General features: G+C 66.0%; 18 protein-coding genes. 7 read left to right on the forward strand and 11 right to left on the reverse strand.

Features of this window, described 5'->3' with window-relative positions; genetic code table 11:
* The first annotated feature begins 30 nt into the window (after positions 1-30).
* Positions 31-1,419 (forward strand): oxygen-independent coproporphyrinogen III oxidase, encoded by a 1,389-nt coding sequence (gene hemN / locus F467_RS0108075; RefSeq protein ID WP_018139601.1) that lies wholly within the window; start codon positions 31-33, stop codon positions 1,417-1,419.
* On the opposite strand, the gene hpnC is transcribed toward hemN, so the two are convergent.
* From hpnC to F467_RS0108120, 9 genes are all read right to left on the reverse strand, one after another.
* Positions 1,416-2,294, reverse strand: coding sequence for a squalene synthase HpnC (hpnC, locus tag F467_RS0108080; protein WP_018139602.1), 879 nt, complete (start codon positions 2,292-2,294; stop codon positions 1,416-1,418). The two genes, hemN and hpnC, sit on opposite strands and share 4 nt — an antisense overlap.
* Before the next feature lie 5 nt (positions 2,295-2,299).
* Positions 2,300-3,637 (reverse strand): DNA recombination protein RmuC, encoded by a 1,338-nt coding sequence (gene rmuC, locus F467_RS0108085; RefSeq protein ID WP_018139603.1) that lies wholly within the window; start codon positions 3,635-3,637, stop codon positions 2,300-2,302.
* Positions 3,622-4,308, reverse strand: coding sequence for a phosphoglycolate phosphatase (gph, locus tag F467_RS0108090; RefSeq protein ID WP_018139604.1), 687 nt, complete (start codon positions 4,306-4,308; stop codon positions 3,622-3,624). The genes rmuC and gph overlap by 16 nt, the downstream gene beginning before the upstream one ends.
* Positions 4,305-5,048: a bifunctional 2-polyprenyl-6-hydroxyphenol methylase/3-demethylubiquinol 3-O-methyltransferase UbiG gene (gene ubiG / locus F467_RS0108095; RefSeq protein WP_018139605.1), complete on the reverse strand. Its 744-nt coding sequence runs from the start codon at positions 5,046-5,048 to the stop codon at positions 4,305-4,307. Before ubiG ends, gph begins: the two co-directional genes overlap by 4 nt.
* An 11-nt stretch (positions 5,049-5,059) precedes the next feature.
* A complete protein-coding gene (locus tag F467_RS0108100) occupies positions 5,060-6,397 on the reverse strand; it encodes a TRZ/ATZ family hydrolase (RefSeq protein ID WP_018139606.1) in 1,338 nt (445 codons plus the stop codon).
* A gap of 83 nt (positions 6,398-6,480) precedes the next feature.
* On the reverse strand, positions 6,481-7,101 hold the full coding sequence (gene wrbA / locus F467_RS0108105) for an NAD(P)H:quinone oxidoreductase (RefSeq protein WP_018139607.1): 621 nt from the start codon (positions 7,099-7,101) through the stop codon (positions 6,481-6,483).
* A 99-nt stretch (positions 7,102-7,200) separates the two neighbouring features.
* Positions 7,201-9,999, reverse strand: coding sequence for an EAL domain-containing protein (locus tag F467_RS0108110; protein ID WP_018139608.1), 2,799 nt, complete (start codon positions 9,997-9,999; stop codon positions 7,201-7,203).
* 255 nt (positions 10,000-10,254) lie between these two features.
* Positions 10,255-10,647: a DoxX family protein gene (locus F467_RS0108115; protein ID WP_018139609.1), complete on the reverse strand. Its 393-nt coding sequence runs from the start codon at positions 10,645-10,647 to the stop codon at positions 10,255-10,257.
* Between the two features lie 75 nt (positions 10,648-10,722).
* Positions 10,723-11,580 (reverse strand): phosphate/phosphite/phosphonate ABC transporter substrate-binding protein, encoded by an 858-nt coding sequence (locus F467_RS0108120; RefSeq protein ID WP_018139610.1) that lies wholly within the window; start codon positions 11,578-11,580, stop codon positions 10,723-10,725.
* Positions 11,581-11,814: 234 nt separating this feature from the next.
* On the opposite strand from F467_RS0108120, the gene F467_RS0108125 reads away from it, so the two are divergent.
* Positions 11,815-12,918 carry a hypothetical protein gene (locus tag F467_RS0108125; protein ID WP_018139611.1) on the forward strand — a complete coding sequence of 368 codons (1,104 nt, stop codon included), beginning with the start codon at positions 11,815-11,817 and terminating at the stop codon, positions 12,916-12,918.
* Positions 12,915-13,676 carry an OmpA family protein gene (locus F467_RS0108130; protein WP_018139612.1) on the forward strand — a complete coding sequence of 254 codons (762 nt, stop codon included), beginning with the start codon at positions 12,915-12,917 and terminating at the stop codon, positions 13,674-13,676. Before F467_RS0108125 ends, F467_RS0108130 begins: the two co-directional genes overlap by 4 nt.
* Positions 13,677-13,740: 64 nt before the next feature.
* On the opposite strand, the gene glnD is transcribed toward F467_RS0108130, so the two are convergent.
* Complete coding sequence (glnD, locus tag F467_RS0108135; protein ID WP_018139613.1) at positions 13,741-16,422, reverse strand: [protein-PII] uridylyltransferase; 2,682 nt, start codon at positions 16,420-16,422, stop codon at positions 13,741-13,743.
* 10 nt (positions 16,423-16,432) lie between these two features.
* Positions 16,433-17,218, reverse strand: coding sequence for a type I methionyl aminopeptidase (gene map, locus F467_RS0108140; RefSeq protein ID WP_018139614.1), 786 nt, complete (start codon positions 17,216-17,218; stop codon positions 16,433-16,435).
* Between the two features lie 292 nt (positions 17,219-17,510).
* On the opposite strand from map, the gene rpsB reads away from it, so the two are divergent.
* The 4 genes from rpsB (at position 17,511) to frr (ending at position 20,686) form a co-directional block, all read left to right on the forward strand.
* Entirely contained in the window at positions 17,511-18,293 is a 783-nt protein-coding gene (gene rpsB, locus F467_RS0108145; protein WP_018139615.1) for a 30S ribosomal protein S2, read from the forward strand.
* A 113-nt stretch (positions 18,294-18,406) separates the two neighbouring features.
* Positions 18,407-19,276 (forward strand): translation elongation factor Ts, encoded by an 870-nt coding sequence (gene tsf / locus F467_RS0108150; RefSeq protein WP_018139616.1) that lies wholly within the window; start codon positions 18,407-18,409, stop codon positions 19,274-19,276.
* 122 nt (positions 19,277-19,398) lie between these two features.
* A complete protein-coding gene (gene pyrH / locus F467_RS0108155) occupies positions 19,399-20,136 on the forward strand; it encodes a UMP kinase (RefSeq protein WP_018139617.1) in 738 nt (245 codons plus the stop codon).
* On the forward strand, positions 20,129-20,686 hold the full coding sequence (gene frr / locus F467_RS0108160; protein WP_012982883.1) for a ribosome recycling factor: 558 nt from the start codon (positions 20,129-20,131) through the stop codon (positions 20,684-20,686). The genes pyrH and frr overlap by 8 nt, the downstream gene beginning before the upstream one ends.
* Positions 20,687-20,692 lie beyond the last annotated feature (6 nt).

The raw sequence follows: 20,692 nt of genomic DNA on the forward strand, positions 1-20,692 counted from the left end.
AGGGCCCGCCCTCCCGTTGCGGAGAGTCGTATGGAACAACGTCTGGTATTCGATCCCGAGGTGCTGCGCCGCTATGACGTGAGCGGACCTCGTTATACGTCCTACCCAACGGCTCCGCAGTTCCATGAGGGGTTTGACGCGCAGGCCTATGCGCGGGTGGCGCGGGCGACGAATGCCGAAGGTGAAGCGCGCCCGTTGTCGCTCTACGTCCACGTGCCCTTCTGCGACACGGTGTGTTTCTACTGTGCCTGCAACAAGGTGATTACCGGCAATTATCGGCGCGCGACGAGCTATCTCGACTCGCTGGAGCAGGAGATCGCCCTGCAGGGCGGGCTGTTCGATCGCGATCGGCCGGTACGCCAGCTGCACTTCGGGGGCGGGACGCCGACGTATCTGTCCGACGAGGACCTGACCCGGGTCATGAAGGCCCTGGGCCGGCATTTCACGCTGGAGACCGGTCCGGAGCGGGAATTCTCGATCGAGATTGATCCGCGTGCCGTGCGCCCCGGCACCCTGCCGCTCCTGGCGTCGCTGGGCTTCAACCGCATCAGTGTCGGGGTGCAGGATGTCGATCCGGCCGTGCAGAAGGCCGTCAACCGCATCCAGCCGTTCGAGGTCACCGAGCAGGCGGTACGCCAGGCGCGCGAGCAAGGCTTTACCTCCACCAACCTGGACCTGATCTACGGGCTGCCCCTGCAGACGGTCGACACGTTCTCCGCGACACTGGACCGCGTGCTGGAACTGCGCCCGGAACGGCTGGCCGTGTACAACTACGCGCACCTGCCGGAGCTGTTCAAGACGCAGCGCCAGATCCGCGACGGCGACCTCCCGCCGGCCACGGAGCGGCTCGCGATCCTTGAGATGACCATCCAGCGACTGACCGACGCGGGGTATGTGTACATCGGCATGGATCACTTTGCGCTGCCCGATGACGAACTCGCGATCGCCCAGCGCGCGGGCACACTGCAGCGAAACTTCCAGGGCTACTCGACGCGCGCGGAGTACGACCTCGTGGCACTGGGGCCGACCGCCATTGGCAAGGTCGGGGACAGCTACAGCCAGAATCTGCGCGAGGTCGATGCCTATCAGGAACGGCTGGCATCCGGCCGGCTGCCCGTGTTCCGCGGCCTGGAGCTGAGCGCGGATGACCGCCTGCGGCGCGCCGTGATCAGCGAGTTGATGTGTCACTCGAGGGTCGACTTCGGCGGCATCGAGGCCGCATTCGGCATCGACTTCCGGGAGACCTTTGGCGATGCCCTGGACCGTCTGGCCGAGATGGAGGCCGACGGCCTCGTCACCATCGGCAGCGACTGCCTGGAGGTCCAGCCACGCGGCCGGCTCCTGCTCCGCAACATCGCCATGGCCTTCGACGCCTACCTGAACCGCGAAGCGCAGCGCCGCTACTCCAAGGTCGTCTAGCTAGTGTTACGCCTGCGGCGGCGGGGGCGCAGGCTGTGGGCGAGGATGATCCAGGCGTCGCGGGCGCGCAGGCGCGGGCGGGCGAAGACGTCGTCCTGCTGGCGCAGGCGCCAGAGTACGCGGGCGCCGCCGTTGATGATGGCGCGGATCTCCAGGCCCATGCGTCCGCGCAGCATGCCGCCGAGCGGTGCCCCGGCGCGCAGCAGGCGATCGGCGCGTGCGTACTGGAACTGCATCAGGTTGCGTAACTGAAAGGTCGTCTGGCCGCCCGTGATCATCTCCTCGCTGACGCCGTACTGTGCCATCTCGTTCTGCGGCAGGTAGATCCGGTTGTTCTCGGTGATGTCCTGGTGCAGGTCCTGATAGAAGTTGATCAGCTGCAGGGCCGAGCAGACCGCGTCGGAGTAGCCGATCATCTCCTCGGTCGGGTTGCCGTCGAGGTACAGCATCAGCCGCCCGACCGGGTTGGCGGAGCGCCGGCAGTACTCCATGACCTCGCCAAAGGTGGTATAGCGCGTCTGTTCCAGATCCTGGATGAAGGCGTCGACCAGATCGACGAACGGGGCGGCGGGCAGGCTGAAGCGCTGCCGTGCATCGGCCAGCGCGATCCATTCCGGTTCGGATTCCGCGGCCGGGTCTTCGAGGATCTGCACGCGTTCCTGCATTGCGATCAGGTCGGCCCGCCGCTCGTCGACGGTGCGCTGATCCTCATCGGCGAGGTCGTCGGCATCGCGAGCGAAGCAGTAGATCGCGGCGACCGGCCCGCGCAGGCGCGCGGGCAACAGCCAGGAGGCGACCGGAAAGTTCTCGTAGTGCTCCGCCGCACGGCGCTGGCAGTGGCGGTACGCGGCGCGGATGTCGGGGCGGCCCGCCATGCGGCTCAGTCCCGCGAGCCCGTGTCCGGAGCGGTGTCGCCGTCCGGGTTGTCGTCCGGGAGGTTCGCGTCGACGGGCTGGCGGGCGCGATTGTTCAGGGTATCCGGCGCCTCCGGGTTCTTGCGCGCGCGGATACCCAGCTCCTGGAACCGTCGGGCGCTCGGCATGACCTGGCGCTCCAGGCTGCCCACGGTCTTGTTGAAGGCGTCGGTGCTCTGGTCCAGCGCCTTGCCGAGGCGCGCCAGGTGCTCGGTCATGGTGCCCAGACGGTGGGAGAGTTCCGCGCCGAGGTCGCGAATCTCCAGCGCATGTTCGGTGAGCTGCGCCTGTTGCCAGCCGTACTCGACCGTGCGCAGCAAGGCGATCAGCGTGCTCGGGGTGGCCAGCAGCACCTGGCGCTCCAGCGCGTACTCCAGCAGACCGGGTTCGTGCTCCAGCGCGGCGGCGAGGAACGGGTCGCCGGGCAGGAACAGGACGGCGAATTCCGGGGATTGCTCGACGCTGGCCCAGTATTGCTTGCTGGAGAGCTCGGTAACACGCGAGCGCAGGTGCTGGGCGTGACGCTTGAAGGCCGCTGCGCGCGGTTCCGGGTCAGCCGCGGCGACGGCGTCGAGATAGGCATCCAGGGGGGTCTTGGCGTCCACGACCAGGGCGCGGTTGCCGGGCATGTGCACCAGCAGGTCCGGGCGCTGGCGGCCGCCGTCGCCGTCCAGCGCTGGCTGTTCGGTGAAGTCACAGTGCGCCGAGAGGCCGGCGAGTTCCACTGCCCGCTTGAGGGTCAGCTCGCCCCAGCGCCCGCGCACGCCGGGGCGGGACAGGGCCTGCACGAGGTTGTGTGCCTCGCGCTGGAGCGTGGCGTTGTCCGAGCTCAGGCGCTGGATCTGTTCGTTCAGTGCGGCGAAGGCCTGAGCCCGTGAGCGTTCCATCGCGTTGATCTCGGCCTCGGTCTTGCCCAGCGTCTCGCGGATGGGCTTGAGCATCGCCTCGACCTTGTTCTCCGAACGCTCGATCTCGTTCTGCCCCTCGTTGAGCTTCTGCGACAGGATTGACTGGGCCAGGCGCAGGAACTGGTTGGAGTTGGCCTCCAGCGCCTCGCTGGCGAGTGCCGAGAAGGAGCGGTCGAGTTCCTGGCGCGCGGTCTCGAAGCTCTGGCGCAGGTCCTCGCGGCGCTGTTCCGCGGCTTCGAGCTCGGCCTCCAGGCGGGCATTGCGCGTCTGCAGATCGCCTACGCGGCGATTCAGGCGCAGTCCGGCCAGGGCATAGCCGAGCACGAGGCCGACCAGGAGGGTCGCCCCGAGCGCGGTCCAGGCGGTGAGGGGGAGTGCGGTCAGCTCGCCAGCCATTGCGGGCCTGCCTTGGCCTGGTGCCAGTCCCAGAAGTCGCCCGGTTGATCGAGGGCGCCATCGGCGCCCCAGCGGTCCGGGTCCTGGGTGGCGTCGATGTAGCCCCAGCGCGCGATCAGCGTGGCCATGCCGGCGGCGCGACCGGCCGCGATATCGCGTTCGGCGTCACCCCAGTAGCAATGTTGTTCGGGCGGGAGCCCCGTCTGGCGTGCGGCCAGCCACATGGGCTCGGGGGCCGGTTTGCGTTGCGGGAGGGTGTCGCCGCTGACGATCGCGGCCAGCCGGGGCGTCAGGCCCAGGGCCTCCAGGAGCGGTTCGGTTAGCCAGGCGGGCTTGTTGGTCACCACACCAAGCGGCCAGCCGCGCTGCTCGCAGGCGTCCAGCACCTGGTCCAGCCCGGGGAAGAGGCTGGTGTCGATGCACAGGTCGCGGGCGTAGATCTCGAGGTAGCGCTGCTTGAGGGCCTCGCGGCGCGCACCCTCGACATCCGGAAAGCCCAGCTGCACAAGGGCCTGGGACCCGTGCGAGACGTGATTGCGCACGGCGTTGAAGGGCAGCGGCGGGCGATCGTTCTCGGCCAGCAGCACGGTGAGCGCGGCGTGCATGTCCGGGGCCGTGTCGAGCAGGGTCCCGTCCAGGTCGAACAGGACCCCGCGGATTTCGCGGCTCATGGGGTCTCGCTGTCGCTGTCCGGGCGGCGCGCGGCCATCAGGTAGTTGACGTCCGTGCGCGGGGCCAGCCGATAGCGGCCGGACAGTGGCGAGTAGGTAAGCCCCGTCATGTCGACGACCTCGAAACGGTGCTTGCGCAGGACCGCGCCCAGCTCCGAGGGGCGGATAAAGCGGCTGAACTCGTGCGTGCCGGTGGGCAGCAGTCGCAGCACGTATTCGGCACCGACGATCGCCTCGGCGAACGCGCGGGGGGTGCGGTTGATGGTCGAGAGGAACAGCCAGCCACCCGGGCGTACCAGCTGGACCAGGGCGTCGATGACCGCCTCGGGATCGGGCACGTGTTCCAGCATCTCCAGGCAGGTGACCACGTCGTAGTCGCCCGCATGATGCTCGGCATGGGCCTCGGCGGTGGTGTGCAGGTAGTGGATCTCCAGCCCGGAGTCGTGTGCGTGCTCGCGCGCGACCTCCAGGTGTTCGGCCCCGGCATCCAGTGCGGTCACCTGTGCACCGCGCACCGCCATCGCCTCGGACAGGATGCCCGCGCCACAGCCGACATCCAGCACCTTCTTGCCGGCCAGATCGGCGTGCTGGTCGATCCATTCCAGACGCAGGGGGTTGATCGCGTGGAGGGTGGCAAAGGCACCGTTCGGGTCCCACCACTCGTGTGCCCGATGCGTGAACTTGTGCAGTTCGGCGTGATCGACGTTGTCGCCAGTGCTGCTTTGGGATTCGCGGGTCATGGTTATCTCGATTACGCGGCCAGTTCGCGCTGGATTTCCAGCACGCGCGCGCCCCATTCGCGGGCCTCGGCCTGGAGCTCGTCCAGGTCCAGCGTAAGCAGTTCCCGGTCCCTGAGCAATGGCCGTCCTGCGACATGGACGTCGGTTACCGCCTCGCGGGTGGCGGCGTAGACGATCTGGGCGGCGGGCTCGTGCATGGGTTGCAGCTCGATGGCGCTAAGATCGATGCTGACCACGTCGGCCTGCTTGCCCGGTTCCAGGCTGCCGATGCGGTCAGCCAGGCCCAGCGCACGGGCGCTGCCCAGCGTGGCCATCTCCAGCGCGGCGGTGGCGGGCAGGGCCGAGGCGTCGCCACTGACGCCCTTGGCCAGCAGCGCGGCCGTGCGCATCTCCCCGATCATGTCGAGATCGTTGTTGGAGGCGGTACCATCGGTGCCCAGCCCCACGGTCACGCCGGCGCCCAGCAGTTCCGCGACCGGACAGAAGCCCGAGGCGAGCTTGAGATTGGATTCCGGGCAGTGTGCGACCGACACCGGACGCCCTTGCAACAACTCGCGGTCCTGTGCGCTGACCTGGGTCATATGCACGGCGATGAACGGCTGGTCCAGGAGTCCCAGGCGTGCCAGCCGGGCCAGCGGCCGCTCCCCGTGGTCACGTTCGGCATCGGCGATCTCGCCGGCGGTCTCGTGCACATGCATGTGGATGGGGACGGCCAGCTCGCGGGCACGCTCCGCCACGCGCTGCAGGCTCTCGTCCCCGACGGTGTAGGGCGCATGAGGTGCCACGGTGTAGTGGATGCGGTCGTGGTGCTGCCAGTTCTCCACGACCTCGGCGCCCCGCTGGAAGTACTCGTCCGTGGTCTGGGCCCAGGGCGTGGGGAAGTCGAACACGGTCAGCCCCAGTGCGGCACGGATGCCGGATTCGTCGACCACGCGCGCGGCATTGTCGACGAACAGGTACATGTCACTGAAGCAGGTAGTGCCGCCGCGCAGCATCTCGGCGACCGAGAGGCGCGTGCCCGCGCGTACGAACTCGGGTGACAACAGGCGCCCTTCGGCCGGCCAGATGTAGCGCTTGAGCCAGTCCATCAGCGGGCGGTCGCTGCCTACACCGCGCAGCAGACTCATGCCGGAGTGGGTATGTACGTTGACCAGGCCGGGGGTCAGGGCATGGCCCTCGCGGTGCAGATGTTCGGCATCGGGGTACTGCGCGAGGGCTTCTTCGCGCGGCAGCAGGGTCTCGATGATGCCGTCGCGAATCACCAGTGCGTGATCGACGAGCACCGTGTCGCGCGGGATCACCGGCAGAATCTGCGAGGCACTGAGAACCAGAGTTCGGGTTGTCGACATGGGAGGCCAGACCGAGGGAATTCGGCCGCGCATGGTACCGCAAAGGGGCGGCGAAGGCCGCCCCTTTGGGCAGGCCGATCCGGTTAGCTGGCCTGGCGTCCCAGGACCTGGGCGCGTGTGACCTCGGCGACATGTCGGCCCTGGGAGGCGGCCATCGCAAGTTCGTTCTCGCTCGGCTGACGCGAGCCGTCGCCATCGGCCAGGGTAGTGGCACCGTAGGGTGTGCCGCCGCTGATTTCGCTCATATCCAGCAGCCGCTTCTCGGTGTAGGGCAGCCCGACAATGGTCATGCCGTAGTGCATCAGGTTGACGATGGTCGAGACCAGCGTGGTCTCCTGGCCCCCGTGCTGCGAGGCGGTGGAACCGAATACAGAGCCAATCTTGCCGACCAGTTTGTCGCCAAACCACAGCGCACCGGTCTGATCGAGGAAATTGGCCATTTGCGCGGACATGCGGCCAAAGCGGGTCGGGGTGCCGATGATGACCGCGTCATAGTCCGCCAGTTCTTCCGGTCTGGCGATGGGGGCGGCCTGGTCCAGCTTGGCCCCGGCCTGCTTTGCGACATCCTCGGGCATTAGTTCCGGGACGCGCTTGATCGTGACCTCGGTGCCAGGGATCTCGCGGGCGCCACGGGCGACCGCCTCGGCCATCTGCTCGATATGGCCCCAGGTGGAGTAGTACAGGATCAGGACTTTGGTGCTCATGGGAAGGACCTCCGGGTTTAATCGAGGTCCAGCTTAATTCGCATTAAACCGAACAAAAATGGCCTTTTAATGGCTTTATCGTTCGATTAAGTAGAACCGTTAACGGGGTGACTGCGCGGCGCTTTGTTGCGCGGGTGATGTCCCGAGTACTGCCCTTTCCAGGTCCGACAAGTCACCCGGGTAGCCGTACAGGAAGCCCTGGAAGTGGCGGCAGCCCAGTCCGAACAGGAAGGCCCGCTGCTCGGCCGTTTCGACCCCTTCGGCAATCACGTCCAGGTCCAGCGTGTGGGCCAGATTGACGACCATCTGCGCAATCGCGGCGTCGTTGGGGTCGTCCAGCACATCGCGCACGAAGGACTGGTCGATCTTCAGCTGTGCCAGTGGGAGCTGTTTCAGGTAGGCGAGGGACGAGTAGCCGGTGCCGAAGTCATCCAGGGCGAATTCCACGCCCAGTGTGCGCAGTTCGTCGATGTGGGCGACGACGGTGTCGATCTCCTCGAGCAGCATGCTCTCGGTCAGCTCGAGTTTCAGCCGGTCGCCCGGGGCGCCGGTCTCCTGGAGGATCTCGCGCAGCTGCTGGACGAAGTGCTTGTTGCGGAACTGCCGGGCGCTGATATTGACCGAGAGGGTCAGTTCCCGGAAGGCGGCGATGTGCTGCCAGGCACCGAGCTGGGCGCAGGCGGTGCGCAGCACCTTCCGCCCGATGGGAACGATCAGGCCGGTCTGCTCGGCGATGGGGATGAACTCGCCGGGGGAGATCGCGCCGCGCTGCGGATGCGGCCAGCGCAACAGCAGCTCGGCGCCGATGACTCGGCCGTCGGCTTCGACCTGGGGTTGATAGACGATGGTAAATCGATCCTCGTCCAGGGCGTGGCGCAGCTCGTTTTCGAGTTCGAAGCGGGCCTCCACCGCGCGATGCAGCCCGGGGTCGTAGAAACGCACGGTATTGCGCCCGGCGTTCTTGGCCCGATACATGGCGAGGTCAGCCTGCTTCAGCACCTCTTCCACGCCGAGGCTGTGGCCGCTGAACAGGGTTGCACCAATACTGGGGGTGACGTGGCGGTTCTGGCCGGCCAGCTCGAAGGGCTCGCGCAATAGATTGATCAGCTTGCGTCCTACCGCCTCGGCCTCGGTGGCAGCGCGGGCCGGATCCGGGTGGAGGTCGTTGAGGATGACCACGAACTCATCGCCGCCCAGGCGGGCGAGCGTATCGGCCTCGCGCACGGAGTCCTCCATGCGGCGGGCGACCTGGCGCAGCAGATCATCTCCAACCGCGTGTCCCAGGGTGTCGTTGATGTCCTTGAAGTTGTCCAGATCGATGAACAGGACCGCGCCGTGGTGGCGCGAGCGCGCCGTGTTGGCGAGGGCCTGACCCAGACGGTCGTGCAGGAGCGTGCGATTGGGCAGCCCGGTCAGGCCATCGAAGAAGGCCAGGCGACGGATTTCCTCTTCGGCTTCCTTGCGGTCGGAGATGTCCATCATGGTGCCGAAGGTCGCCATGATCTGGCCGTCTTCATCAAAGCGCGCACTGGCGTAGATGCTGACCCAGCGATGACTGCCGTCGTGCGTGCGCAGGCGGATTTCCTCGGACTGCGCGTGGGTGCCCCCTTCTAGCAGGGTGTCACAGAAGTTCTGTGCGTCGTCTTGGTCCTCGGGATCCACGAAGGCACACATCGGTTTGCCGAGGGTCTCTTCGACCGGGAATCCTGTCAGGCTCTCCCAGGCTGGATTGAGCAGCGTCCAGCGGCCCTCGGCATCGGTGCGGAAGATCACCTCGGAAATGTGGTTGACGACATCCTGGTAGCGGTTCTCGCTCTCCTTCAGGGCCGCGGTGGCCCGTCGGTGGGCGGTGACGTCGAGGGTCAGGCCGCGCAGGCTGCGAGGGCTGCCCGTGCCCTCGGCCCAGGAAAGGATGTCGCGTAGCCAGATCCACTGCCCGTTGCGGTGCGCGAAGCGGTAGTCGACGACCTTGGGTTCGTTGCCGGGCTCGCGCGCAGCATCGCGTACACGGGGCAGATCGTCCGGGTGAATATGCCGGGCACGCAGTTCCCCCCGCCCCAGGTTGCGCGAGGGGAAGCCCAGTAGCTTGCGGGTGTCTCCGGCGACGAACTCCCATTCGTGGTTTTCGGGGTTCGCCTCCCAAAGGATGGCATTGGCCCCGCCCAACATGGACTCCAGGCGGGCGACGGAGCGATTCAACTGCAGGTTTTGCTGGAGCAGTGTGGACTGTGTGGTGCCCAGGTGGGCCGCCATGTCGTTGAAGGTCCGCGCCAGGTCGCCGAACTCGTCGCGGGAATCGATGCGTACCCGATGGTCAAGCTGCCCGGCCTCCAGGGCCCTGCCCCCTTGCAGGAGCAGACGCAGGCGGCGGGTCGTCATCAGGGCGAACAAAATGGCCGCGAGGATCGAGAGCCCCAGCACGCCCAGGGCCAGCAAGACATTGCGTTCCAGCAGGTTGGTCGAGAGCTGGTCGATGGCATCGGTCGAGTAGCCAACGGCGACGGTCCCCAGGGACTGACCGGAAAGCTCGATCTGCCGGGCAATCTCGACCTGGCCGGATTCACTGCGCACGCCCGCTTCGGCGGCCGGGAGGGTGTCCGGGGCGACACCGACCGAGGCCATGGGGCGCTCGCTAGCGTCGAGTACGACCGCGTACAGGACGTTGGAGTCGTCCCCCAGCAGGTCGAGGAGATCCTGGAGCATCGCGGGGTCGGCGTAGGCCAGGCCGGGCGTCAGGGCGGAGCCCAGCAGCCGGCTTTGTTGTTCGGCTGTGCGCTCCAGAACCTCCTGTTGGTTCTGCTGGACCTGGGTGATCCCGCTAAAGAGCAGCGCCGCGACCATCACGACCTGAATCGCGACGGTGCCGATGATGATCTGCCAGGCGACGTTCAGGCGCATGAAAGCGCCACAGGCCGGCCAGAGCGGGCAAGGAACGGCGGGACGCGGTGCGGCTTTGATGCGAGCAAGAGACGAAACATTGGCGTCCGGGGCAACCCGCGCCGAGCGGGATCATCGTAAAAAAGTCTTGCTACTCTACCTTAACGGGGGGTTGGTTTCTTCAATGCGAGACGGCGGACACGCTTTAGGTCGAACGCCTCAATCGCCGCACCGTAGTGGGCTCGTGCCGCAAGGTCGGCACGAGCCTTGGCGACTCTAATAGCGGTTGATCGCGAGGCGACCCGGGCCGGTAAGGGCGAGAGCGATCGCCGAGAACAGGAACATGGCCTGCAGTTCGATGGCCCAGCCGCCGTGCTGGGTCAGCTGGACGACCTCGTCGGCATGCGCCAGGCCAATGGCGAACAGCATGTTGACCGCGATGAGTACGGCGCCAATCCTTGCATACAGGCCAATGATCAACAGGACGGGTGCCAGGACCTCCCCGATATACGCGCCATAGGCCAGCGCGCCGGGTAGCCCGGCCCCGGCCAGCATCCCCTCGATATGTCCCACGCCTCCGGAGATCTTGTCGATCCCGTGCAGCAGGATCATGACGCCCAGCGCCAGTCGCAGGATCAGCTTCCCGGTGTCGTCCAGCATGTTATCCATATCGTTTTCTCCTGGTTCCCTGGTCAAGGGGAGGGTGTAGTTGATCGGTGTGGCCAACCTGTCGAGCGATCACATTCATAGGTCGTCCATGAGACTCTTGAAGGCCTGATAGTCCTCGGGGCTCGCCGGTTCAAAGCCACGGGGGTGGCCAAAGGTTCTGAGCTGTTGTTGCCCCTGAGTGGTGTCGGAGAGCTGCAGGAACAGCGTCTCCAATTCTAGAACATCCCTCTGCGCGCGTTCGTGCAACACGATGGTCATGCCGGGGAAGGGGTCCGACTGGGCCAGGATGCGGGCCAGGCTGCCATCGGCAAGGGCGATGGTGCGGGGTTCGTCCCGGAGCGGGCGAGGAGGGTCGAGGGCGCGGGCATCGATCACGAGCACGGCGGCTTCGGCAAGCCCCCGCTGCATGGCCGACACGGCGGCATTGTGGTGCGGGAACTCGAGGAATCGGACGGGTGGATCTTCACTGTCGAACACCGCGCCGACTCGCTCTCGAGCCAGCCGAGTGCCCAGACTGTGACGGGCGGGGGTTGCCAGCGTCGTGTCCTCCAGGTCCGCCAGTTGCCGGGGGGAGGTGTCCATGGGTACTACGATGATCATGGCCAGTTCGTCGCGTGAGCGTACGAGCGGTCGGTACGGGCTGCTCTCTCCAAGCGCGGGCACGACATGCGGGGCGACAATCGCCACGTCGTAGCGCTCAGTCTGCAGGCGTTCGAGAAAATGCAGGAAGTCCCGTGAGGCCTCCAGACGAACGGGCGCTTGCCGTACCTCCGCGAACCAGTCGCGTAGTGGTGCGTATCGCTGAAAGAGGTCGTGAGGGCTCGCGAATGGCTGCAGCCCAAGCTCCCAGGTGTCGTCCGCGAGCGCATGCCCGGTGAGTAGGGCGAGAGCCAGTATCAGTCCCGGCCCCCATCGGCGGGGCCGGCGACTCATGGCGGCTGGAGGGGGCGCTCCGGCACTGGCTTGGTCCATCGGGTGGGATCCCGGCGGCAGGGCTTACAGGTGTCTATAGTCAACCGCACTCGGTGTGTCCATGCGTCAATAAATCGGCGCCGCAGCCGGACGTTCGTTCGTGCTGCTGTCGGGAATCCGTTGAATCCGCCCGGGCGCGTCTCATCGGGCGGGTTGCGAGGGGGCTGGCGTCGAATTTGCATGAAGCGGTCTCGCATGCAGATGACCGCGTCGACGGGCGCGGCCGGAGGAATCAATATGACCATTTTCGACCGGGTAGCCGAGGCGTTGCTCGCCACTTTGCAGGGGCTGACCCCGCTCACCGTTATCGGGGCCTTTTCGCTGTTGCTGTTCGCGCTCTTTCTGGTGGCCCTGATGGCGCTGACGCTTCGCCGGGCGAACGCGTTTCAGGGTGCCGCGCCGGCGCTGCTGACCACGCTCGGGGTTCTGGGTACGTTCCTCGGGGTGGCGATCGGCCTGATCGACTTCGATGCGGCGCGGGTAGAGGCGAGCATTCCGGCGTTGCTGGAGGGGCTGAAGCTCGCGTTCGTGACCAGCATCGTCGGCATCCTGCTGGCGTCGGTATTGCGCGTACTGCAGGTGATGATGCCGGCGCCGGTGATGGCAACGGATGACGGGGGCGATCCCCAGGTCAGCGGTGATCCCGAGCGCGTGCTGGCCGAGCAGCGTGATGCGACGCGAGCCCTGCTGCAGGCGGTGCAGCAGATGGACCGTCGCCTGGACCAGCGTCTCGAGACCCAGCACCACGAACTGAAGCAGAGCCTGGAGGGGCTGGCGGATCGTATGAGCGAGCTCAGCAGCGGGCATCTAGTGGCCGCGCTGGAACAGGTCATTCGCGACTTCAATGATCGCCTGGGCGAACAGTTTGGCGAGAACTTTCGTCGGCTGGATGACTCGGTGGCGCGGCTGGTGGACTGGCAGGATCGCTATCGCGAGCAGATGGATACCCTGCACCGGGCGTTCGATCAGGCACGCGAGGGCGTCGAGCAGAGCGAGGGTGCCCTGGAGCGTCTGACCGGGCAGGCGCTGAAGATTACGCGGCATGTCGAGGAGCAGGATGCGACGCTGGCCAGTCTGCGCCGGGAGACGGTGGAGCTGGAAGCCCTGCTAAGTGCGATCGCCGCGCTGCGTGATCGAGCCACTGAGGCCTTCCCGGCCATGGATGCGCGGCTCGAGGCGATGCTGGAGAGCATCGAGAACGCCGTGCAGTCCGGGCGCGCGGCCGAGTCGCGCTGGCGGGGTGACGCGTTCGCGGTGGGAGTTGCGACGCCGGCGGATACCGTGGGAGCGCGGTCGTGATCCTGCGCTGGTTGCTGCGACGCCGTGCACGCACCGGCGGCGCAGCGCACGAGGCGGATCAGGGGTCGCACTGGCTGGCAGTGGCGGACCTCATGGCCGCGTTGATGATGATCTTCCTGTTCCTGGCGCTCTTGCATATGGTCCAGGTCGAACGCTCGAGCGCGGCGCATGTCGAGGTGCGTAACGAGGCCGCCGCGTTGCGGGCGGCAATCTACTCGGTGCTGGAGGAGGAGTTTCGCGAGGATCTGCCCCGCTGGAATGCGGAACTCGACCGCGACACCCTGACGCTGCGCTTTCGCGAGCCGGAGGTCCTGTTCGAGCGGAGTTCCGCGAGCATCCGCCCGCGCTTCGAGGCGATCCTGGACGATTTCATGCCGCGTTACGCCGAGCAGCTGCGCCCATTTGCGGACGTGATACGCGAGGTGCGTATCGAGGGGCATACCTCCAGCGAGTGGGCCGGAAGCGACGATGCGATCGATGCCTATTTTGGCAACATGGACCTGAGCCAGCGCCGCACCCGAGCAGTGCTGGAGCATGCCTACCGGCTTGAGCCCCTGCAGGAGGACGACTGGTTCCGCTCGCGCGTGGCTGCGGTCGGCTTGTCCTCGTCGCGGCGGGTGCTGGATGCCGATGGGCAAGAGGACCGCGAGGCCTCGCGGCGAGTGGAGTTCAGCGTACTGACGGACTTCGAGGCGCGGCTGCTGGGCAACGCCGAGGCCCGCCCGTCACCGGAACCGTTGGAGGCGCGTTCACCCTGATCGATGCACTGCGGACTTTTGACGCCGGTGGCCGTTAGGGAAACGCTGATTGTTCGGCGCTTCCTTAGATGCGTTCCAACAGGGCATCGCGCAGGCGGTCCTGCTGGTCTTCCGTGAGGGGGCCGCCGGCGTTGCATTCCAGCAGAAAGCTGTCTTCCACCTGCTCGCCGGCTGTGGCGATTCGGGCCGTGCGTACGTCGATGGCGTGCTCAGCCAGGATGTGGCCGATGGTCGACAGGAGTCCGGGGCGGTCGAGCGCGCGCAGCCGCATGCGTGTCGCCTGCCCACCGGAGGCGGGTTCGAATTCGATTCGCGTATCGACATCGAAGTGCTTCAGGCGGCGTGGTAACTGGCGGCTTACCGGGGACTTTTCGCCATCGGTGCGGGTGAGTTCGTTGGCAAGGTACTGGCGAATCTCGTCGCTGCGGTAGCCGGCATCCACAGTCTGGCCGCCGCCGCTCTCCAGCACCATGAAGGTGTCCAGCGTACGTCCCCCCGCGGTGGTGATGATGCGGGCATCGACGATGTCGAGACCCAGCTGGGTCAACGCGCTGGTGATGCGGGCGAACAGGTAGGGGTGGTCTTCCGCATAGACGAAGATCTCGGTGCTGCCACGCGAGGTCTTGGGCCTCACGAGAATCAGCGGCAGTTCGTCAGCCTTCAGTGGCAGCAGGGCCTGTCCGTGCCAGGCGACCTCGTCGGCGGAGTGGCGCAGGAAGTACTCGTCGTCGAGTTCGTCCCACAGGGCCTCGGCGTCGTGGGCCCCAAAGCCGCGCCCCTGGAGCAATTGCAGGGCCTCGCCGCGGGTCTCGCGGATCTGTGTGTCCATATTCGGGGCCGCGTCGAGCCCGCGTTCGAGGAGGTTGCGCGTGGCGTGATAGAGCGTCTGCAGCAGCGAGTCCTTCCAGCTGTTCCATAGCTCCGGGTTGGTGCCGCGGATATCGGCGATGGTCAGCAGGTACAGGAAGTCGAGGCGTTCGCGGGTGCGCACCTCGCGGGTGAAGGCCAGCACGACATCGGGATCGGAGATGTCCTTGCGCTGGGCGGTCAGCGACATCAGCAGGTGGGAGCGCACCAGCCAGGCCACCAGGCCGGCGTCTTCGTCCGACAGGCCGTGCTGCTGGCAGAAGTGCAGGGCATCGTGGGCGCCCAGCTCCGAGTGGTCGCCGCCGCGACCCTTGGCGATGTCATGGAACAGGGCCCCCAGTACGAGCCGTTCCGGACGTTCCAGCTCGGTGTAGATGCGGTGAGCGAGCGGCTGTTCGTGGGCGAATTCGGGCAGGGCCAGCCGGCGCGCGTTGCGCACGACGTTGAGGGTGTGCTCGTCGACCGTGTAGGCATGGAACAGGTCGTACTGCATGCGCCCGATGATGCGCCCGAAGGCCGGCAGGTAGTTGCCCAGCACGCCGTAGCGGTTCATGCGGCGCAGCTGGCTGGTAATGCCGCGGGGCGCGCGCAGGATGTCCATGAACAGGGTGCGGCAGACGGGGTTGCGGCGGAAGTGGCCGTCGATCAGATGGCGGTGGGCGCGGATCAGGCGGATGGTCGAGGCGCGGATGCCCTGGATCTCCGGGTGCTCCTGCAACAGGCGAAAGACCTCCAGCAGGGCCGGCGGGTAGATCATGAAGACCTGGTCGTGTGCCACTTCCAGATAACCGCCGCGAACCTGGAAGCGCTGATGGATGCGCACTGGATCCTGCAGGGCCTCCGGGTCGTCGAGGATGGCCTCGTTGAAGTGCTGCAGCAGGAGTTCGTTGAGCCGCTCCAGATCGCTGATCGTGCGGAAATAGCGCTGCATGAACTGCTCGACCGCGCGATTGTGGTTCTGGTCCACGAAGCCGAATGTGTTGGCCAGCTGGCGCTGGAGGTCGAACAGCAACCGATCCTCGCGGCGCCCGGCGAGCATGTGCAGGGCGAAGCGCACGCGCCAGAGAAAGCTCTGGCCCTCCAGCATCTCGTGAAGCTCGCCCTCGCGAAGGAAGCCCAGCGAGACCAGCTCCTCGATACGTTCCGCGCCGTAGTGGCGCTTGGTCACCCAGCCGATCATCTGGATGTCGCGCAGCCCGCCGGGGCCTTCCTTCACGTTGGGTTCCAGGCGGTAGCCGGTCTCGCCGAAGCGGCGGTGCCGGGCCTGTTGTTCCGCGAGCTTGGCCGCGTAGAAGCTACGCGAGTCCCAGATGCGATCGGAGTCGATCGCGGATCGAAAATCGTTGAAAAGACTTAAATTGCCACTCAAATAGCGCGACTCGATCAGGTTCGTCGCGACCGTGATGTCGTCGCGGGCCTCGCGGGTGCAGTCCTCGATGCTGCGCACGCTGTGCCCGACCTCGATCCCGATATCCCAGAGGAAGGTGACGAACGCGCTGATCCGGTCGAACACCTCTCGGTCCGCCGTGCCATCGATCACGATCTGGAGGTCGATGTCGGAGGCCGGGTGCAGCTCGCCGCGTCCGTAGCCGCCCACCGCGACCAGGCACAGGCGGTCGTCGTCGGCCAGGCCCTGCTGGGCCCAGATCAGCTTGAGCATTTCGTCGATGCGCCGGGCGTGACCGAGGATCAGGTCCTCGATCGGCATGCCGTCGCGAAAGCCCTGGTATTGCTGTTCGAGGATCGCATGCCGACGGTCGCGGAACAGGGCGATATTCCCGGGATTGCGGCTCAGACGCTGGTAGTCCTCGCCCCAGTCGGGCGAGAACGCGGGCGCGTCGGCCTCGCTGGGCGTGCCGCCGGCGGGCAGGGTGCTCATGGGCACCTCCTCAGGCCGCGAGTTCCTGGGGCGGTGTCTCGTCCTTGCGCAGGGTCAGGATCTCGTAGCCGTCGGCCGTGACCAGCAGGGTGTGCTCCCACTGTGCGGACGGACTGTGGTCCTTGGTGACGGCGGTCCAGCCGTCGGCGAGGATCCGGGTATGCCGGCGCCCGGCATTGATCATCGGCTCGATGGTGAAGCACATGCCTTCCTCGAGCTTGAGGCCGGTACCCGGCTTGCCGTAGTGGAGCACCTGCGGGTCTTCGTGGAAGCCCCGCCCGATGCCGTGGCCGCAGAATTCGCGCACCACCGAGCAGCGCTGACCCTCGGCGTACTGCTGAATCGCGTGCCCGATGTCGCCGAGGGTCGCGCCGGGGCGTACCTGCTGGATGCCGAGATACATGCTGGTGCGCGCGACGTCGATCACGCGCTGGGCCTGGATGCTGGGCTTGCCGATCACGAACATGCGGCTGGTGTCGCCGTGAAAGCCGTTCTTGATCACGGTGATGTCGATATTGAGGATGTCGCCGTTCTTCAGCTTGCGATCGCCCGGGATGCCGTGACACACCTGATGGTTGACCGAGGTGCAGATCGACTTGGGGAAGCCGCGGTAGTTGAGCGGCGCGGGGATCGCGTCCTGGGTCTTCACGATGTAGTCGTGGCAGATGCGGTCCAGCTCGCCGGTGGTGACCCCGGCCTGCACATGCGGCTCGATCATCTCCAGGACCTCGGCGGCCAGGCGGCCGGCGACGCGCATGTGTTCGATCTCTTCGGGGGTCTTGATGGTTACGGACATGGGGGCTCCGGTCGAGACCTGTGATAGCTCGCGCGACGGGTTTCGGGAGCCCGCGACACGGCGCCAATCAGGGCCCGGATAGTTGGTTCAAGTCAGCGTCCTATGCTATAAAGCGCGCGCCTCGCTGGCAATTCGGCGGGGCCGGGAGGCGGCCAACAGCCGGCGGTCTCGCGAACTTAAATCCACACACGCATCGACACGGTCTGTCGGGTGCCCGCCAGGAGGCTACGGTCTCGTGCTCGGGTTTCAGATCGGGATGCGTGGAGGCTCAACCCGTTACAGGAGAAACCTCATGTCCCTCGTGACTATGCGACAGATGCTGGAAGCCGGTGTGCATTTCGGCCACCAGACGCGTTACTGGCATCCCAAAATGGCCCCGTACATCTTCGGGGAACGCAACAAGATTCATATCATCAACCTCGAGAAGTCCCTGCCGATGTTCAACGACGCGTTGAACTTCCTCGGCAAGATTGCCGCGGACGGCGGCAAGATCATGTTCGTGGGCACCAAGCGCTCGGCGCGTGAAGTGGTGGGTGAAGAGGCGCGCCGTTGCGGCATGCCGTTCGTGTCCCATCGCTGGCTGGGCGGCATGCTGACCAACTTCAGCACGGTCAAGCAGTCGATCAAGCGCCTGAAGGACCTGGAGACTATGGACGCCGATGGCAGCTTCGAGGTGCTGAACAAGCGCGAAGCGCTGACCCGCCGCCGCGAGAAGGACAAGCTCGAGCGCAGTCTGGGTGGCATCAAGGACATGAACCGCATGCCGGATGCGATGTTCGTGATCGATGTCGGCTACGAGAAGATCGCGGTGGCCGAGGCCAAGAAGCGCGGTATTCCGGTCGTGGCGGTGGTCGATTCCAACCACTCGCCGGAAGGCGTGGACTACGTGATCCCGGGCAACGATGACGCGATGCGTGCGATCCAGCTCTACGTGGCTGCGATCGCCGACACGATCATCGAGGCCAAGGGCGCGGTGACCACGGGCGGCGTGTCCGAGGACGAGTTCGCTGGTGCAGACGCCGCTGCTGGTGGCAGTGCCGAATCCAGCGAGGCGGCCCCGGCCAACCCGGCCTGAGTCGGCATCGGGCCCGGTGCGCGATACCGCGCCCGGGCCACTTGAACCAAAGAGCCGGCCCCGGTTTGTTGCGTGGCCGGCTCGATTGACGAAATTTTCAGGAGTACTTCCCGATGCAGATTACTGCTGCCCAAGTGAAAGAACTGCGCGAGCGCACTGGCGCCGGCATGATGGAGTGCAAGAAGGCACTGACCGAGACCGGGGGCGACCTGGAAGCCGCCGTGGAGGCCATGCGCAAGTCCGGCATGGCCAAGGCCGACAAGAAGGCCGGTCGTGTGGCGGCCGAAGGTCGCGTCGAGATCGTCAGCGAGGGCAACAAGGCCGTGCTGGTCGAGATCAACTGCGAGACTGACTTTGTTGGTAACGACGACAACTTCCGTGCCTTTTCCGCGCAGTGCGCCCAGATTGCCCTGAGCTCCGGCGCGGGCGACGTGGAAGGCCTGATGGCCGAGACCGTTGATGGCCAGACCCTCGAGGAGCAACGCACCCAGCTGATCGCGAAGGTTGGCGAGAACGTGCAGGTCCGCCGCTTCGATCGTCTGCAGGCCGAAGACGCGCTGGGTTTCTACCAGCACGGCACGCGTATTGGCGTGGTGGTCAGCCTGAAGGGGGGCGACGAGGCCCTCGCGAAGGACGTTGCCATGCATATCGCGGCTTCGAAGCCGGTATGCGTGGACGAGTCCGGCGTGCCGCAGGAGCTGCTCGACAAGGAGCGCGCGATCTTCAAGGCGCAGGCCGAGGAGTCCGGCAAGCCGGAGAACATCATCGAGAAGATGATCGAAGGCCGCATTCGCAAGTACCTCGCCGAGATCACCCTGGTGGGTCAGCCGTTTGTGAAGGACCCGGATCAGACCGTTGCCCAGCTGCTGGAAGCGAAGGGCGCCTCGGTCACGGGTTTCCTGCGCTACGAGGTGGGTGAAGGGATCGAGAAGAAAAAAGAGAACTTCGCCGAAGAAGTGATGGCCCAGGCCCGCGGGGCCTGATTCGCCGAATCGCTTTGGCGTAGACTCCCGATGCGGGCGCAGGACGCGCCCGCATCGCTCGCCGGCCGGCATTCACGGCCATTGATGACAGGTGCAGGACCCGAGCCCGATAAAGGAGCCCAATGAGTCAGGACAGGCAGCCCGCGTACAGGCGCATCCTTCTGAAGTTGAGTGGGGAGGCCCTGATGGGCCAGCAATCCTATGGGGTGGACCCGGATGTCCTGGCGCAGGTCGCCGAAGAGGTGTCGGAGCTTTCGAGCATGGGTGTCGAGGTCGGCATCGTGATCGGAGGGGGCAACATCTTTCGTGGCGCCGGTCTCGCCCAGGGTGGCATGGACCGGGTTACGGGCGACCACATGGGCATGCTGGCAACGGTCATCAATGCCCTGGCCATTCAGGATGCGATCGAACGCGCAGGCCGCTTCTCCCGCGTGATGTCGGCCATCCGCATCAATCAGGTCTGCGAAGACTACATTCGCCGCCGCGCTGTGCGGCATCTGGAAAAGGGCCGGATCGTGGTGTTCGCCGCGGGAACCGGCAACCCATTCTTTACCACCGACTCCGCCGCCTCGCTGCGCGCCATCGAGATCAATGCCGAGTTGATGATCAAGGCCACAAAGGTGGACGGGGTCTATGATTCGGACCCGATGAAGAGCAAGGATGCCCGCCGTTATGAACGGCTGACGTTCGACGAGGCGCTGGAACGCCGTCTGGGTGTAATGGATACGACCGCGCTGGTGATGTGTCGTGACAACGGCCTGCCAATCCGCGTGATGAACATGTTTGCAAAAGGGGACCTCCGCCGGCTGGTGATGGGCGAGCCGGTGGGAACCCTGGTCGAGGGATCCCGAGATGACTGACGCCACGATCAAGGACGCGCGCCAGCGCATGGACAAGAGCATCGAGGCCCTGCGCAACGAGCTGGCCAAGATTCGCACGGGTCGCGCGCACCCCAGTCTGCTCGAGCATGTGCATGTCGACTACTACGGCATGGAAGTGCCGATCAATCAGGTCGCGAACATCAACGCAGAGGACTCGCGCACCCTGGCCGTGGTGCCGTACGAAAAGGACATGGTCGCGAAGGTAGAGAAGGCGATCATGACCTCGGATCTGGGGCTGAACCCGGCGAGCATGGGCACCGTGATCCGGGTGCCGCTGCCGGCGCTGACGGAAGAACGCCGCCGCGACCTGGTCAAGGTGGTTAGGGCGGAGGCCGAAAATGCGCGTGTTGCAGTGCGCAATATCCGGCGCGATGCCAACAATACCTTCAAGCAGGCGGTGAAGGACAAGGAGGTCTCGGAAGACGAAGAGCGCAAGGCACAGGAACAGGTGCAAAAGCTCACCGACGACCACATCGCCAAGATCGATGCATTGCTCGAGGACAAGGAAGCCGAGTTGATGGAAGTCTGACCGGCC

Source organism: Thioalkalivibrio sp. ALJ12 (genome assembly GCF_000378305.1).
Taxonomy (GTDB): Bacteria; Pseudomonadota; Gammaproteobacteria; order Ectothiorhodospirales; family Ectothiorhodospiraceae; genus Thioalkalivibrio.

Coding starts and splice junctions, on each gene's coding strand:
- hemN (WP_018139601.1), top strand. CDS start 31: ATGGAACAACGTCTGGTATTCGATCCCGAGGTGCTGCGCCGCTATGAC.
- hpnC (WP_018139602.1), bottom strand. CDS start 2,294: ATGGCGGGCCGCCCCGACATCCGCGCCGCGTACCGCCACTGCCAGCGC.
- rmuC (WP_018139603.1), bottom strand. CDS start 3,637: ATGGCTGGCGAGCTGACCGCACTCCCCCTCACCGCCTGGACCGCGCTC.
- gph (WP_018139604.1), bottom strand. CDS start 4,308: ATGAGCCGCGAAATCCGCGGGGTCCTGTTCGACCTGGACGGGACCCTG.
- ubiG (WP_018139605.1), bottom strand. CDS start 5,048: ATGACCCGCGAATCCCAAAGCAGCACTGGCGACAACGTCGATCACGCC.
- F467_RS0108100 (WP_018139606.1), bottom strand. CDS start 6,397: ATGTCGACAACCCGAACTCTGGTTCTCAGTGCCTCGCAGATTCTGCCG.
- wrbA (WP_018139607.1), bottom strand. CDS start 7,101: ATGAGCACCAAAGTCCTGATCCTGTACTACTCCACCTGGGGCCATATC.
- F467_RS0108110 (WP_018139608.1), bottom strand. CDS start 9,999: ATGCGCCTGAACGTCGCCTGGCAGATCATCATCGGCACCGTCGCGATT.
- F467_RS0108115 (WP_018139609.1), bottom strand. CDS start 10,647: ATGGATAACATGCTGGACGACACCGGGAAGCTGATCCTGCGACTGGCG.
- F467_RS0108120 (WP_018139610.1), bottom strand. CDS start 11,580: ATGAGTCGCCGGCCCCGCCGATGGGGGCCGGGACTGATACTGGCTCTC.
- F467_RS0108125 (WP_018139611.1), top strand. CDS start 11,815: ATGCAGATGACCGCGTCGACGGGCGCGGCCGGAGGAATCAATATGACC.
- glnD (WP_018139613.1), bottom strand. CDS start 16,422: ATGAGCACCCTGCCCGCCGGCGGCACGCCCAGCGAGGCCGACGCGCCC.
- map (WP_018139614.1), bottom strand. CDS start 17,218: ATGTCCGTAACCATCAAGACCCCCGAAGAGATCGAACACATGCGCGTC.
- rpsB (WP_018139615.1), top strand. CDS start 17,511: ATGTCCCTCGTGACTATGCGACAGATGCTGGAAGCCGGTGTGCATTTC.
- tsf (WP_018139616.1), top strand. CDS start 18,407: ATGCAGATTACTGCTGCCCAAGTGAAAGAACTGCGCGAGCGCACTGGC.
- pyrH (WP_018139617.1), top strand. CDS start 19,399: ATGAGTCAGGACAGGCAGCCCGCGTACAGGCGCATCCTTCTGAAGTTG.
- frr (WP_012982883.1), top strand. CDS start 20,129: ATGACTGACGCCACGATCAAGGACGCGCGCCAGCGCATGGACAAGAGC.